Source organism: Streptomyces sp. NPDC006134 (assembly GCF_040628835.1).
In the GTDB taxonomy this organism is placed as follows: domain Bacteria; phylum Actinomycetota; class Actinomycetes; order Streptomycetales; family Streptomycetaceae; genus Streptomyces.
The window spans coordinates 44,267-57,327 of the sequence record NZ_JBEXTV010000032.1 but is presented as its reverse complement, the minus strand read 5'-3'; the positions used below and the strand labels follow the sequence as shown (position 1 = coordinate 57,327).

At 67.6% G+C, this 13,061-nt stretch carries 11 protein-coding genes and 4 pseudogenes; 9 read left to right on the top strand and 6 right to left on the bottom strand.

What is annotated here, in order from left to right:
* The first annotated feature begins 46 nt into the window (after positions 1-46).
* Positions 47-298, top strand: coding sequence for a hypothetical protein (locus tag ABZ340_RS21530; protein WP_358783430.1), 252 nt, complete (start codon positions 47-49; stop codon positions 296-298).
* Positions 286-531, top strand: coding sequence for a hypothetical protein (locus tag ABZ340_RS21525; protein ID WP_358783405.1), 246 nt, complete (start codon positions 286-288; stop codon positions 529-531). The genes ABZ340_RS21530 and ABZ340_RS21525 overlap by 13 nt, the downstream gene beginning before the upstream one ends.
* A gap of 560 nt (positions 532-1,091) precedes the next feature.
* Here the strand turns inward: ABZ340_RS21525 and ABZ340_RS21520 are convergent.
* On the bottom strand, positions 1,092-1,301 hold the full coding sequence (locus ABZ340_RS21520) for a hypothetical protein (protein WP_358783404.1): 210 nt from the start codon (positions 1,299-1,301) through the stop codon (positions 1,092-1,094).
* 93 nt (positions 1,302-1,394) lie between these two features.
* On the opposite strand from ABZ340_RS21520, the gene istA reads away from it, so the two are divergent.
* Both istA and istB read left to right on the top strand, forming a co-directional pair.
* Positions 1,395-3,038 (top strand): IS21 family transposase, encoded by a 1,644-nt coding sequence (gene istA / locus ABZ340_RS21515; protein ID WP_358783429.1) that lies wholly within the window; start codon positions 1,395-1,397, stop codon positions 3,036-3,038.
* Complete coding sequence (istB, locus tag ABZ340_RS21510) at positions 3,035-3,835, top strand: IS21-like element helper ATPase IstB (RefSeq protein ID WP_358783403.1); 801 nt, start codon at positions 3,035-3,037, stop codon at positions 3,833-3,835. Before istA ends, istB begins: the two co-directional genes overlap by 4 nt.
* Positions 3,836-3,847: 12 nt before the next feature.
* Here the strand turns inward: istB and ABZ340_RS21505 are convergent, their stop codons facing one another.
* The 3 genes and pseudogenes from ABZ340_RS21505 to ABZ340_RS21495 all read right to left on the bottom strand — a co-directional run.
* Positions 3,848-4,843: a hypothetical protein gene (locus tag ABZ340_RS21505; protein WP_358783402.1), complete on the bottom strand. Its 996-nt coding sequence runs from the start codon at positions 4,841-4,843 to the stop codon at positions 3,848-3,850.
* 180 nt (positions 4,844-5,023) lie between these two features.
* A complete protein-coding gene (locus tag ABZ340_RS21500; RefSeq protein WP_358783401.1) occupies positions 5,024-5,278 on the bottom strand; it encodes a hypothetical protein in 255 nt (84 codons plus the stop codon).
* A gap of 27 nt (positions 5,279-5,305) precedes the next feature.
* Positions 5,306-5,350, bottom strand: a pseudogene (locus tag ABZ340_RS21495) (hypothetical protein); the annotation flags it as partial.
* On the opposite strand from ABZ340_RS21495, the pseudogene ABZ340_RS21490 reads away from it, so the two are divergent.
* The 4 genes and pseudogenes from ABZ340_RS21490 (at position 5,338) to ABZ340_RS21475 (ending at position 9,117) form a co-directional block, all read left to right on the top strand.
* Positions 5,338-6,789: pseudogene (locus ABZ340_RS21490) on the top strand (replication initiator). The pseudogenes ABZ340_RS21495 and ABZ340_RS21490 sit on opposite strands and share 13 nt — an antisense overlap.
* Positions 6,789-7,001, top strand: a complete 213-nt coding sequence (locus ABZ340_RS21485; RefSeq protein WP_358783400.1) for a helix-turn-helix domain-containing protein — start codon at positions 6,789-6,791, stop codon at positions 6,999-7,001. The pseudogene ABZ340_RS21490 and the gene ABZ340_RS21485 overlap by 1 nt, the downstream one beginning before the upstream one ends.
* Positions 7,001-8,308: a site-specific integrase gene (locus ABZ340_RS21480; RefSeq protein WP_358783399.1), complete on the top strand. Its 1,308-nt coding sequence runs from the start codon at positions 7,001-7,003 to the stop codon at positions 8,306-8,308. Before ABZ340_RS21485 ends, ABZ340_RS21480 begins: the two co-directional genes overlap by 1 nt.
* Positions 8,309-8,430: 122 nt before the next feature.
* On the top strand, positions 8,431-9,117 hold the full coding sequence (locus ABZ340_RS21475) for a hypothetical protein (RefSeq protein WP_358783398.1): 687 nt from the start codon (positions 8,431-8,433) through the stop codon (positions 9,115-9,117).
* Between the two features lie 61 nt (positions 9,118-9,178).
* On the opposite strand, the pseudogene ABZ340_RS21470 reads toward ABZ340_RS21475, so the two are convergent.
* Both ABZ340_RS21470 and ABZ340_RS21465 read right to left on the bottom strand, forming a co-directional pair.
* Positions 9,179-9,424, bottom strand: a pseudogene (locus ABZ340_RS21470) (DddA-like double-stranded DNA deaminase toxin); the annotation flags it as partial.
* A 96-nt stretch (positions 9,425-9,520) separates the two neighbouring features.
* Positions 9,521-12,343 (bottom strand): annotated as a pseudogene (locus ABZ340_RS21465) (polymorphic toxin-type HINT domain-containing protein); the annotation flags it as partial.
* Positions 12,344-12,569: 226 nt separating this feature from the next.
* Between ABZ340_RS21465 and ABZ340_RS21460 the strand changes: the two are divergent.
* Positions 12,570-12,998, top strand: a complete 429-nt coding sequence (locus ABZ340_RS21460) for a VOC family protein (RefSeq protein ID WP_358783397.1) — start codon at positions 12,570-12,572, stop codon at positions 12,996-12,998.
* Positions 12,999-13,061: the final 63 nt, after the last annotated feature.

Here is a 13,061-nt window from a genome sequence, read left to right as displayed (position 1 = left end):
TTCCCGCCCTGAGACTGGACGCCCGGTCGCGCACCGCCTCGCCGGGGTGGTCACGATGACGGCCCCCACCCCTGATACCGACGGGCACACCGTCTCGCCCGATGTCGGCGCCCTGGTGGTCGACCGACGGAACGGCAAGGTGGGCGTGGTCATGGGGCATGTGGGGCCGTACGTGCAACTTCGGCCACCACGCGGCGGCCGGGAGTGGGACGTGCCTCCCGAGGACGTACGTGCGCCCACTCCGACGGAGGAGTTGAGCGCCAAGGTGGCCGTGGCCAACCGGAGGTGGGGACGGTGACCCCTCGCTCGGTCCTGCGATACGAGACCTGGACTCTCCAGCCCGACCGCGAGCCGGACGCGGAGCCGGTCCAGTACGCGATGCAATGCGCCGTGGACGGAGAGACCTCGCCGACGAGCGAGGACTTCACCGGACCGCAGAACTGGGTGCTGCGCCACTGCGGCCAAAACCCGTCCCACCACACTTACCGGGAGATCATCACCCGGCCCTGGCGGGCCTGGCGGCAGATGTGACCGGCCCCGCTCGCCCAGGCGCCGCTCCGCGCCGACCCACCCGAATCCCGTCCCTGCCGGGCGTAGCCGATCGAGGCTCCCCCGTCCTCGTCTGCCTCGGCAGGGACGGGCCTTCATGTGTGTGCCGTGCCCATGACTGTGGGGGTTCTGGCCTCTGCCACAGAAAGTCAGCCACGACGGCGGGCGCGCCGACCGACCACCCGCCACGTGTGTCTCGCTCCACCCCGCACCGGCATCAGCCCAGTCATCTCCATCGTCACGGCCCCCAGCCAGGCACCAAGCATGGGCGTCCGGGACGGCGCGAGCCCGCCGGGCAGCCTCTCACGTGCCCGGCCAGTCTGCTACTGAGCGGTCGGACCGGGGCTTCCGATTGGTGGTCCGGCCTACGCTCCCGGGCTCTGCGCGCCGAGTGGTCGGCGGCCGTCGCCAGCGGGGCGGCATACAGGAGCGGGCGGCGGTCACCGACCGCCGGCGCGCGACGGCCCGCGTCAGCGGGACGCCCTTGAACAAGTAAAGAAACTCTGAACAGCTCACCACTGGTCGATCTGTCAGGCTGTCGATCAGGTGCGCTGCTGCCGGCGTTTCCTCGACTCGGCCAGTGCGGCCTCCAGCTTCTGGCTCGGCGACACGTCCGACGTGGTGTCGTCGTCATGGAGGGGTGGCAGGAACAGGCCGCGTCGGCTCTTCTCGCGTTTTACCTTCCGGCGCTTGGCTTTAACCACGAGTTGTGACGTCAGTTGTTCACGAGTTTGGGAGTCATCCGGAACCACGGACGGGTGATGTTCACGAGTTTCGGCGTCACCGGGGTACTTGCCAGGCCGGCATCGGGGTGCTCCTGGTGAAAGGCCCTGGTCATGCCGCAGATGTCGAAGGTCGAGCTGTACGCCGCGATCCGGCGCGACCACCGAGACGGCATGACGATGCGGGAGATCTCGCGCAAGTACAACGTGTCGTGGCGGACGATCAGGAAGGCCGTGGACTCGGTCCGGCCGGAGCCGAGGAAGAAGCTCCCGCCCCGGGCGACCGCGCTGGACCCGTACAAGGCGACGGTCGACGGGATCTTGCGGGCCGACCTGGACGCGCCGCGCAAACAGCGGCACACGGTCACTCGTATCTTTCACCGCCTGGTCGAGGAACACGGCGCCGAGGTCTCCTACCAGCAGGTCCGCCGCTACGTCGCCGACCGCAAGCCGCAGATTCTCGTGGAGTCGGGCAAGGCTCCGATCGAGGCGTTCGTCCCGCAGACGCACCAGCCCGGTATGGAGGCCGAGGTCGACTTCGGCGACGTGACGGTGAAGCTCGCCGGCGAGATGGTGACCTGCTATCTGTTCTCCTTCCGCCTGTCCTACTCGGGTAAGGCGGTCCACCGCGTCTTCGCCTCCTGCGGGCAGGAGGCGTTCTTCGAGGGCCACGTCCACGCGCTGCGGACGCTGGGCGGGGTTCCGCGGAGCAAGGTCCGCTACGACAACCTGAAGGCGGCCGTCGCCCGGGTGCTGGGGCTGAGCCGGGCCCGGGTGGAGGCCGACCGATGGATCGCCTTCAAGTCGCACTTCGGGATCGAGAGCTTCTACTGCCGGCCCGGCATCGAGGGCGCCCACGAGAAGGGCGGCGTCGAGGGCCAGATCGGCTACTTCCGCCGCAACCACTTCGTGCCGGTTCCGGAGGTCGAGTCGCTGGCGGAGCTGAACGAGCTGGTCGAGCAGTGGGACCGGCACGACGGTCGGCGCCGGATCGGATCCAGGGCACGGACGATCGACGAGTACTTCGAGGACGAGCGCCTGCGGCTCTTGCCGCTGCCGGAGGATCCGTTCGAGACGGGGCGGGTGTTCACTCCGCGGGTCGACCGCTACGGCCAGGTCGCGGTCCGCACCAACCGCTACTCGGTGCCGGTCCGCCTGATCGGCAAGCGGGTCCATGTGCTGCTGCACGCCTCTCACCTGGTGATCTACGACAAGAACGTCGAGGTGGCACGGCATGAGCGCCTGATCGCCAAAGGCAGCTGTCGGCTGGAGCTGGACCACTACCTGGAGGCCCTGATCCGCAAGCCGGGGGCCTTTCCCGGCGCGACCGCGCTCGACCAGGCCCGCTCTGCGGGGAAGTTCACCCCGGTCCACGACGCCTGGTGGGCCGCGGCGGTCCGGGCTCACGGCGACACCGAGGGCACCCGGGCTCTGATCGAGGTGCTGCTGCTGGGCCGCCACCTCGCGCACGAGCACATCGTCGCCGGCCTGGCCACCGCCCTTCGGGCCGGGGCCCTGACCGCGGACGCGGTCGCGCTGGAGGCCCGCAAAGCCGCTCAGGCCGAGGACGAACCCGCTGCCGCCGAGGTCCGGACGCCGCGGCCGGCTGCCGGGCCGGGAGGGGCGAGCGTGACCTTCCTGCACGAGTGGAAGCTGAACCATCTTCCGCCGGACACCAGGCCGCTGCCCTCGGTGACCCACTACGACCAGTTGCTCCGACACCGCCGCGCCGACGGCGGTGACCTGCGAGAGGGAGAAGCTCCATGACCACCCTGCCCAGCCAACGGAACCTGACCGAGCAGGCCGCGACCACGGCCATCGACACTGCCTGCCGGCTGCTGCGGCTGCCGTCGATCCGCAACGAGTTCGCCGAGATCGCCGACCGGGCCGCGAAGGACCAGATGACCTACCGGGGCTTCCTCGCCGAGCTGCTGATGACCGAGTGCGACGACCGGGCCCGACGCCGCTCGGAGCGCCGGATCAAGGCCGCCGGGTTCCCCCGGGACAAGTCGCTGCGGACCTTCGACTTCGACGCCAATCCCAACATCGGCCCGGCTGTGGTCAACACCCTTGCCAGCTGCGAGTGGATCAAGAAGAGCCAGCCGCTCTGCCTGATCGGCGACTCCGGCACCGGCAAGTCCCACATGCTCATCGCCCTGGGCACCGAGGCCGCCATGCAGGGCTACCGCGTCCGCTACACGCTCGCCACCAAGCTGGTGAACGAGCTGGTGGAAGCCGCCGACGAGAAGCAGCTGAACAAGACCATCGCCCGCTACGGCCGCGTCGACCTGCTCTGCATCGACGAACTCGGCTATATGGAACTCGACCGCCACGGCGCCGAACTCCTCTTCCAGGTCCTCACCGAACGCGAGGAGAAGAACAGCGTCGCCATCGCCTCCAACGAGTCCTTCGGCGGCTGGACCAAGACCTTCACCGACCCCCGCCTCTGCGCGGCCATCGTCGACCGTCTGACCTTCAACGGCACAATCATCGAGACCGGCACCGACTCCTACCGACTCGCCTCGACCCGGGCGCGGACCGAAGCGCCCGCCAAAGCCGGCTGACCGCTACATGGTTCAACTTGATGGTCCTCCACCCCAATGATCGTCGAGCACTGTTTCGCGGATGTTCGCCGTGAGCATTTCGTCGATGCAGCTGCGCAGTCCGACGCCGGTGGGGTCGATCCAGGTGAGCCATGGCACCGGCTGGAGCAGGTCGTCGTATTGACGGGTGCCGGGGTCGGTGAGGAGGGCGCGGAGCTCGTCGGGGGCGGGGTCGGTGACCAGGCACAGCCAGGCCAGGCCGGCGCCGATGCGGACCTCGGGCGGTCGTCCGGGATCCGACCACAGACCCCGGGCCCACTTGGGAGCGTGTTCATCCTGGTGTTCGCGGGCGAGTTGGGCGATCGCCAGGATCAAGCTCACCCGGACTACCGCATCGTCTTCCTTCGCCAGCCCGGACTGCAGAGCAGAGGAGACGTGTGAAAGCTCGCCGGTCGCAGCCGCCAGAACGTAGGCGGTCACGGAGCGGACCTCGGGGTCGGGATCGGAGAGAAGCGGGAGCAGAAGGTGCAGGTCGTACGTGACGGCCTGGCGGGCGGCCTGGATCGTCCAGTCCACCGGGCACATCGTGCTGCCCTCGATCATCAACGGCTCCTCGGCGACCTGGAGCAGGCCTTCCCGCGATCCGTCCCCCATGTGCTGACACCGGCCGATCTCGGCGACCAGGCGAAGGGTTTGGGCACGGAGTTCGGGGCGCGCGGTCGCCGCGATCCGGAGCAGGAACGGCACCGCCAGTGCCCCCACCGCGATCGTGCCGCCCTGGTGGTGAAGACTCGACCAGAGCTGCCGCAAGGCCCCGTCGGCAGCTTCGGCGTCCCCAGATGCGAGCGTGGCGAGCAGGCCGGGAATCTCCTCGCCCGGGCCGTAGAAGTGCCGGAACCGCTGCCAGGGGATCTCGTCGTACCTGAACCCGTCCTTGACCTCCCGCGGGATCGCACTGACGACCGCCCTCACGTCGCAGTCCGTGCCGACCCACCGTTCCGGCCAGTCGTCCCAACGGTCGTCGTCCATGACGCGGCCTTCCAGTCCATCGACAGCATTCCGAACGCCGGGAGTCTAACGACCGGTGATCAAGAGACGGACCGCTTCTGCCGCACTCCGGTGGCATCCCACCACGGCGACGTCATTTCTCGTGAGCATCTCCAGCACTCAAGATCGCCAACTGCTGCCCAAACTGCTGATCAAACGCTGCTACTTCACGTGAACGAAGCCACGGCGCTCGTTGAAGACTCTCTGATGCTCCTCGCGGATCGTGACCCATCGCCGGTCCAGCTCCGCTTCCCGCTCCAGCAACTCATCATCGCTGAGGTCGGCGAACTCGGCGGCAGCCGCACGGGCCTCGCGGGCGATCTCGTCTCGCAGCAGGTAGTTCGTGATCGGCCCGTGGTGCTTGCCCGGCTCCGGGGCCTGGCGCACGAAGACACCGCGCCCCTTGACCGCGTACACAAGTCCTGCCTGCTTGAGGCTCCGGTAGGCGTTCTGCGCGGTGGAGTTGGCGACTTGGAATCGCTCCTGGATCTCACGGGCCGGGGGTAGCGCGGGACCTGCTCCACCTCGTCAACCACCCCGACTTCGACCGCGCACAGCAGCAGATCGAACGCCTCGGCGGCTGCACCAAACCCGTACGCCTGACCGGCCACACCAGCACCGTCGACACCACGACCGGTGAGGTACTGCGCTCCTACGCCACATCCGACGAGCCCACGGGCAGCCTGCTCACCGCGTGCGGCAACCGCCGCGCCTCCCGCTGCCCGGCCTGCTCCCGCCTCTACGCCGCCGACACCTACCACCTCATCCGCGCCGGCCTGACCGGCGGCAAGACCGTCCCCGACACCGTCCGCACCCACCCCCGCGTCTTCGCCACCCTCACCGCCCCCTCCTTCGGCCCCGTCCACAACCGCCCCACCACACCCGGTGGCGACATCCGCCCCTGCCGCTGCCGCAAGCTCCACGAACCCACGGACCCCCTGGTCGGGACGCCGCTGAATCCGGCGACGTACGACTACGCGGGCGCGGTCCTGTTCAACGCCCACGCCTCCGCCCTGTGGGCACGCTTCACCACCTACCTGCGCCGCGAGCTCGCCGCCCGACTCGGCATGACCCAGAAGGCCGCCCACGCGGTCCTGCGGGTCTCCTTCGCCAAGGTCGCCGAGTACCAGCAGCGCGGCCTGGTCCACTTCCACGCCGTGATCCGGCTCGACGGCCCGGACGGCACCAATCAGCCCCCGCCGCCGTACGCCACCGTCGCCGTGCTCACCGACGCCGTACGCGCCGCCGCCGCACGGGCCGCCGCCGCACGGGCCCGCATCACGGTCGAGTCGGACGCGATCGGGGAACGCGAACTCGCCTGAGGCGAACAGCTCGACGTAAGCAAGATCACGGCCTTTGGCGCTGACACCGAATTCACCGACCAGGCCGTGGCCGCCTACGTGGCCAAGTACGCCACCAAGTCCGCCGACGCCTCCGGCACCCTCGACCGCGCCCTGTACTGCCGCCCCTGCCAGGGACGCGGCGCCACTCTCCTGCCCCACGGAACCCCGCTCCCCTGCACCGCCTGCGACGGCACCGGACAGGCCCGCCCACTGCCCCGCCTCGCCGTCGCCCGGCACGTGCGGCAGATGATCCGCACCTGCTGGGAACTCGGCAGGCTGCCCGAGTTCGCCCACCTCAAGCTCTGGAAGTGGGCACACATGCTCGGCGTCCGCGGCCACTTCTCCACCAAATTCCGCTCCTACTCCACCACCCTCGGCGCGCTGCGCGACGCCCGCCGCACCTGGCGCACCGACCAGGCCCGCGCCCACGCAGGCCTGCCCGCCTCCGACCCGGACACCACCCTCGTCATCGGCCACTGGGACTACGTCGGCACCAGATACAGCCCCGGCGCCGCACTCCTCGCCGCCGCCTTCTGGCACCGCAGAGAACTCGCACGGCAGTTCATCGCGGAAGGGGGCTGCTGATGACCGCACATGACCCGGTCGCGCCCTGCGAGGAGGAGCTGCTGTCGGTTTCCCAGGTCATGGCCCGCCTCCAACTCGGCCGCTCCGCCGTCTACGACCTGCTCCGCACCCGCCAACTCGCCTCGATCACCCTCGGCCGCGCCCAACGCATCCCCACCCACGCCCTCACCGACTTCATCCGAACCCGCCTCGAACAGGAAGCCGCCGCCTGATGACCACACCCCGCGACACCCCCGCCTCCCGCCGTGTACGGGCCAACGGCGACGGCACCGTCTACCAGCGCAAGGACAGCCGTTGGGAAGCCGCCGGATACGTCCTCGCCCCCGGCAACACCCGCCGCCGCGTCCGCGTCTACGGCACCACCCGCAAGGAAGCCCTGGCCAAGCTCACCGAGAAGATCGCCGCAAGCAACCGCGGCCTCCCCGCCCCCTCCGCGCAGGGCAGTCTCAGCGCGTACCTGACGTACTGGCTCGATGCCGTCGCCGTTCACCACCTCCGCGAGAACACCCACACCCGCTACACCGCCTGCGTCAACCGCTACCTCATCCCCGGCCTCGGCAAGAAGAAGCTGGCCAAGCTCACGGCCAAGGACGTCCGCACCTGGCTCAACCAGCTCCGCACCACCTGTCAGTGCTGCACGCGCGGCATCGACGCCCGGCGCGACCAGCCCCGCTGCTGCGCCGTCGGCCGGTGCTGCCAAAAGCTGCTCTCCCCGCTGACGCTCACCTACATCCACTCCGTGCTCAAGTCCGCCCTGGAGCACGCCGTCCGCGAAGAGGAGATCCCGCGCAACGTCGCCCGCAACGTCCGCACCGGCACCCCACGGCCCCGGCGCTTCGAACCCCTCACCGCCGACGAAGCCCGCCAGTTCCTCGCGGCCACGCGCGGACACCGGTTGCACGCGCTGCTCGAACTCGCCCTCCACACCGGACTCCGCAAGGGCGAACTCCTCGGCCTGCGCTGGGAAGACCTCGACCTCGACGCGGGCACCGCCGCAATCCGCCGAACCTTGCAACGCACCAGCGCAGGCGGGCTCACCACTCTGCCCACCAAGACGCGGGCCTCCGAGCGCCGCATCGCCCTCCCCACCCGCTGCGTCCAGTCGCTGAAGCTCCGCCACGAGCAGCAGAAGCGCGAGCGTGAGGCCGTGGGCACCACGTGGCAGCACGACGGGCACGTGTTCACCACGGTGCAGGGCAGACCGATCGACCCGACCAACCTCACCCGCGCCTTCAACACGCTCCTCCGCAAGGCCGGCCTCCGCCGCATCCGCTTCCACGACCTCCGGCACTCCACCGCCACTCTGCTCCTGGAACAGGGCGTCGAACTCGTCGTGATCAAGGAACTCCTCGGCCACGCCCACATCGGCGTCACCGCCACCGTCTACGCCCACGTCAGGCTCCGCCTCCAGCGCGACGCCATCGACACCCTCGGCATTGCGCTCGGCAGCCCTGGGACCACCGAGACGGCACGCTCCGACGGCGACGAACCGCCACCCTGCGCCTCACTCGTCCGCTGACGTTGCCGTCAACTACTGCCGTCATGGCCCACGGGAGCCCCATCTACGGGGCTCCCGTTTTGCTACAGCACATTGCAGATCAACCCACGTCGACGTCTGACGTATAGCGCATAATGTCCCACATGGACTCTCTCACCCCCACGGACAATCAGGGCCTGCTGCGCTTTCTGCAGCGATGGTATGGCCCCCCGAGAACGCCCAAGGCGAGACTCGAAGAATCGCCTGAAGCACCCAGGGAGCTTGTCGAGTGGCACGAAATCTCTGCCCAGTGGGGCGGGACTATCACGTCACACAACTACGCCATTCCCCTCCCGGAACTCGCAGCAGAGGACGGAAAGGTTCCATTCTGGGTCGAAAATCAAGGAACTTGGGTTTGGGCATTCGACCCGAACGACGACGATCACTCCGTGTACGAGCGAGAGCCATCTGACGAACCGGCCCCGTGGAAGCGGACTGGCGAGCGACTTTCAGAATTTCTGATTCACGCCACAGTCCTGGAGGCCATCCTTGGAGCCCCTGCAACGAAAGTCGCGCAAGAAACTCAAGCGGATTGGCTCTGGTCTCAGGAAGGGAGTCGCGAATTCCCCTTTCCCGCGTGGAACTGGCCGGCCCGCGATTCCCGCATCCTATCCGGCGAGAACTGGCTGGCTCTGGTCCACCCGAGCGATACCCCCGAGGCGGGGCATGACATCACCCTTGCGGCGACTGCGCCGGGGGATCTCTCCTGGGCAGAGGACGTGCCAGGAATCAAGTGGCGCTCATATTCTGGCGTGCAGGACTACACAACCGACGAGCCGCTCCCTTGGTAGGTAGCAAAAAAACGAATCGGCGGCCGATCCACCCGGATCGACCGCCGATTACATTTCCGAATCAGTCAGGGAGACCGACGAACTTCTCGGTCCTCCGTGGCGATATCACCCACAGTTGAACACCCTCGGGCAGCATGTCAGGCAAGGTGCTTCTGCATGTTCCACACGTCCCCGTGGGGTAGTCGATGTAGAGCACGGCTTTTCTGATGCCGGGATTCATGCGCAAGAACGCTGCTGTATGAGTCTCCACATGCTCAGCGTTTGCCCTCGTCCGACCGGGGAGGTTTTTGAGCAGCCCCGACTGGCCACCTGGGCCGCTAATCATCGGAAGCTGATCGGTTCCGACATCAAGGATTCCCACGGTGCGCCGGTCGTAGTCCTTCGGCAGGTCCTTCAGATTAGGGCCACAATTTGCATTGTGAACCAAGACCGGGGTCTTCCCCGCCAGCACATAGTACGTGTGGAGGTCATCCACGGTGAGGTTGTAAGTAGTGGCGTGCCGGGTGTATTCCCTGTTGCCGGTGACTATGACGGTATCGCCCTCGTCGGTGAGCAGGGTCATGCCCGGCTTGAGGTGCCGCGCCTCCACCCAGTCACCGCGCGAGGGGGACCAGAAGGGGTGTTCGTGGGTGGCAGTGAGTTTCTCAATACCCTCTTCTGTAGCGATAGACAGCTCGTTGAAGTGCTTATCGTCCTCGGTGATGATGAGGCGGGTTACTTCCCTGGGACCCGTTTCTCCGGTTTCAGGATCAGTGGCGTGGACCTTGTCACCGGCCTCGACATCCTCAATATCCTTGGTCGAGCCATCCGCCATGAGAACATCAGTGCCAGCCAAGAAGCATTTTGCACACTTGACTGCATCCGCTACTTCATCTTCTTTCTTAAAGAGGTTCTTGAAGAACTTGCCGAACTTCAGAACCTTGAGAGCCTTGGCCGGAGTCGGCAGATCTGAAAAGGCAAAGACACAGTGGGAGTTAAATCCGAAATTTTTCCCGCATGCCTTCCACTCATCAGGATCTACAATCACCTGAGAAGCCAGCGAGAAAAGCGAAGGCGAGGAATTCCAATCCGTAGACGACCTCCCCCCTATCACCCTGTCATTCCAATAGGGGTCTTCTCCGTTCGTCGTCTGGCAAGACATTGCGATATAGCTGCAGCCAACGATGAGACCGGGATTGCCACTGCCGCTGGTACCACTGCTGGCGGAGGCGCTTCCGCTCCCAGAGGAAGCCGTCCCGCTGCTGCTCTGGCCTCCGCCGCCGCCTCCGCTACCGCCACCTCCACTACCGCCGCCGCCACCCTTGTGGTACGTGCCGCCGTTGCCGTAGTCGACCCAGTCGTCGCCGCTGCGGCAGTCGGCGGCGCAGAACTTCAGGCCTGTGGGGTCGCTGTTGGTGGCGGGGTTGTTGCCGGCGTAGCTGTAGCCGTTCAGCGACTGGGGCTGTTCCGGGGTCAGCAGGGGGTCGACGCTGATGAACTGGCCGATGGCGGGGTCGTATTCGCGGGCGCCGATGTGGGTGAGGCCGGTGGTGGTGTCGCGGGTTTTGCCGAGGAAGCCCTTGTCGGTGGGCCAGGGGCCGTAGGCGGGCTTGCCGCGGTCGGCGCCGAAGGGGGTGGTGTAGCGCTTGGTGAAGGTCTGGGCGTCGTCCCGGGCGATGGCCAGGCTGGAGGTGCCGTGGTGGTCGCCGGCGAGGTTCGTGACCTTGTTGGTGCCGGTTTCATTGGAGCGCATGGCGGCGGTGATGCCGCCGGCGGTGTAGAAGCGCTGGGCCCAGGTGGTGCCGTCGGCGCGCAGGTGGAGTTCGGTGGTGCCGGCGTAGAGGACGCGTTCGCCGTTCTCGGTGGAGCGGATGAGCAGGGTGCCGTCGGCGCCGTAGAGGTAGTCGGTGGACTGGTCGTTCTCGGTGAGGCGGGTGAGTTTGCCCTCCTCCGACCAGTCCAGGTTCTGGGTGGCTCCGCCGGTGGTGCCCGGGCGGCGGGTGGTGTTGCCGGTGGTGTCGTAGGCGTAGGTGCGCTCGGGGCCGGCGCAGTCGCCCTTGGTGGTGGTGCCGGTCAGGGTGTGAGGCTGGCTGGTGTTGGTGTAGCAGTAGGTGGTTTTGGTGGTGGCGGTGCTGGTGTGCTGGGTTTCGCTGGTGCGCTGGCCTGCGGGGTTGTAGGTGTAGCTGGTCCAGTACGGGGCCGGCCCGGCGAGTGCGGTGGCGCTGCGGGGGTCGGAGCACTTGCGGGAGGCGGGGGTCCAGGCTTCGGTCAGGCGCTGGTGGGCGTCATAGGCGAAGCACTGGGTGTCGGGGCTGCTGGTGCCGCCCAGGGTGGTGGGATCGTCGATGGAGGTGACGTTGCCGGCCTGGTCGTAGGTGTAGTTGAGGTCCTGCAGCTGGTAAGGGTGGCTCTGGTCCTGGGTGTAGCTGCGGAGGAGGCGGCCGGTTCCGTCTTCGTAGGTGTTGGCGACGTAGACGCTGTTGGCGCCGGAGTCCAGGGTGAGCAACTGCGGTTCGGTCAGGGCCGAGTAGTCGATGTCGGTGAGGTAGGTGCCGATCTCGGTCAGGTTGCCGAGGCCGTCGTACTCGTAGCCGACGATTTCGGAGGACAGGCCGCCGAGGGCCGGGTCCTTGGTCTGCTGGACCGTGCCGTCGATGTTGTAGTGCTGCTCGAAGGCGAGGGTGGCCGGCTGGCCTGCTGTGACGAGCGGATCTCCGGCGGGCAGCTGCAGTTCGGTGTTGGTGGCGCGGCCCATGGTGTCGTAGGCGGTGACCGTCTGGGTGTATGCGGCGCCGCTCTTGCCGCCGACGTAGCGGGTGGAGGAGGTGGGCCGGCCCTTGAGGAGGGTGTCGTAGGTGTAGGCGGTGAGCTGGTTGACGTCCGTCTTGCTGCCGGTCCAGGTGGCGGTGGGGCGGCCGAGGTCGTCGTAGGCGCTCAGGATCGACTTGCCGCGGGAGTCGGTGGTCTTGATGACCTGGTCGAGCGCGTTGTACTCGGTGGTCGTCCTGCCCTTGTCGGGGTCGTCGGTGCTGGTCTGGCGGCCGAACAGGTCGTAGCCGTAGGTCCAGGTGGCGCCGTCCGGGCCGGTGATGGTCTGCTGCCGGCCGTCGAGGGTGTAGGTGAACTTGGTGGAGGTGTAGGTGGCGCCGGGGCCGGTGCCGAAGTCGGCGTCGGCCGGGCTCACTCCGGCGTAGTGGCGGGTTTCGACGGTCCGGCCGCGGATGTCGGTGATGGTGCGCCGGGCCGAGAGCCACGGCGTCGCTCCAGCCGGAAACTCTCCCGGACTGTCCGTTCCACCCTGATGTCCAAGGTGACCAAGAGCTTGGTGGGGTTACGGGCGTGCACAGCTCGGGGTCGGGCCAACCTCCTGCGATCGCACGAGGCAGCAATGGGTTCCGAAGGCCGTGCTCCCGCCAACAAGCGTGCTCATAAAGGGAGATGAGCTCCAGCGCTTCCCCTGTTATGGTGCATCGATGCCACCCGTCAGGCAGTTCCAGGTCACCTTCGACTGCGCGGAACCCGAGCGCGTCGCTCGCTTTTGGTGCGAGGTGCTGGGATACGTCGTATCACCGCCGCCGGCGGGATTCGCCACGTGGGACGATTTCGACCGCTCCCGGGCTCCCGAGGACCGGGGTTCATGGTTCGCCTGCAGTGATCCCTCGGGAGTGGGCCCGAGGCTGTTCTTTCAGCGCGTTCCCGAAGGCAAGATCGTCAAGAACCGGGTGCATCTCTGCGTGCGGGTCGGCACCGGGCTCGTGGGGGAAGAGCGCCTGGCCGCGCTCGAGGCCGAGTGCGCACGCCTGGTCCCGCTCGGCGCGGTACGCGTGCGGCTCCTGTATGACGGCAACGATTCGTGCATCGTGATGCAGGACATCGAGGGCAACGAGTTCTGTCTCGACTGAGACCCTCCGGGCCGGCGAGAGGCGAACTGCCGCTGCGTCAGTCTCGTAGGCCGGCAGGTCGCT

Excerpts from the sequence above, each read along its gene's own strand:
- ABZ340_RS21475 (WP_358783398.1), top strand. The coding sequence starts at position 8,431 with ATGGACTCTCTCACCCCCACGGACAATCAGGGCCTGCTGCGCTTTCTG.
- ABZ340_RS21480 (WP_358783399.1), top strand. The coding sequence starts at position 7,001 with ATGACCACACCCCGCGACACCCCCGCCTCCCGCCGTGTACGGGCCAAC.
- istA (WP_358783429.1), top strand. The coding sequence starts at position 1,395 with ATGTCGAAGGTCGAGCTGTACGCCGCGATCCGGCGCGACCACCGAGAC.
- istB (WP_358783403.1), top strand. The coding sequence starts at position 3,035 with ATGACCACCCTGCCCAGCCAACGGAACCTGACCGAGCAGGCCGCGACC.
- ABZ340_RS21485 (WP_358783400.1), top strand. The coding sequence starts at position 6,789 with ATGACCGCACATGACCCGGTCGCGCCCTGCGAGGAGGAGCTGCTGTCG.
- ABZ340_RS21505 (WP_358783402.1), bottom strand. The coding sequence starts at position 4,843 with ATGGACGACGACCGTTGGGACGACTGGCCGGAACGGTGGGTCGGCACG.
- ABZ340_RS21460 (WP_358783397.1), top strand. The coding sequence starts at position 12,570 with ATGCCACCCGTCAGGCAGTTCCAGGTCACCTTCGACTGCGCGGAACCC.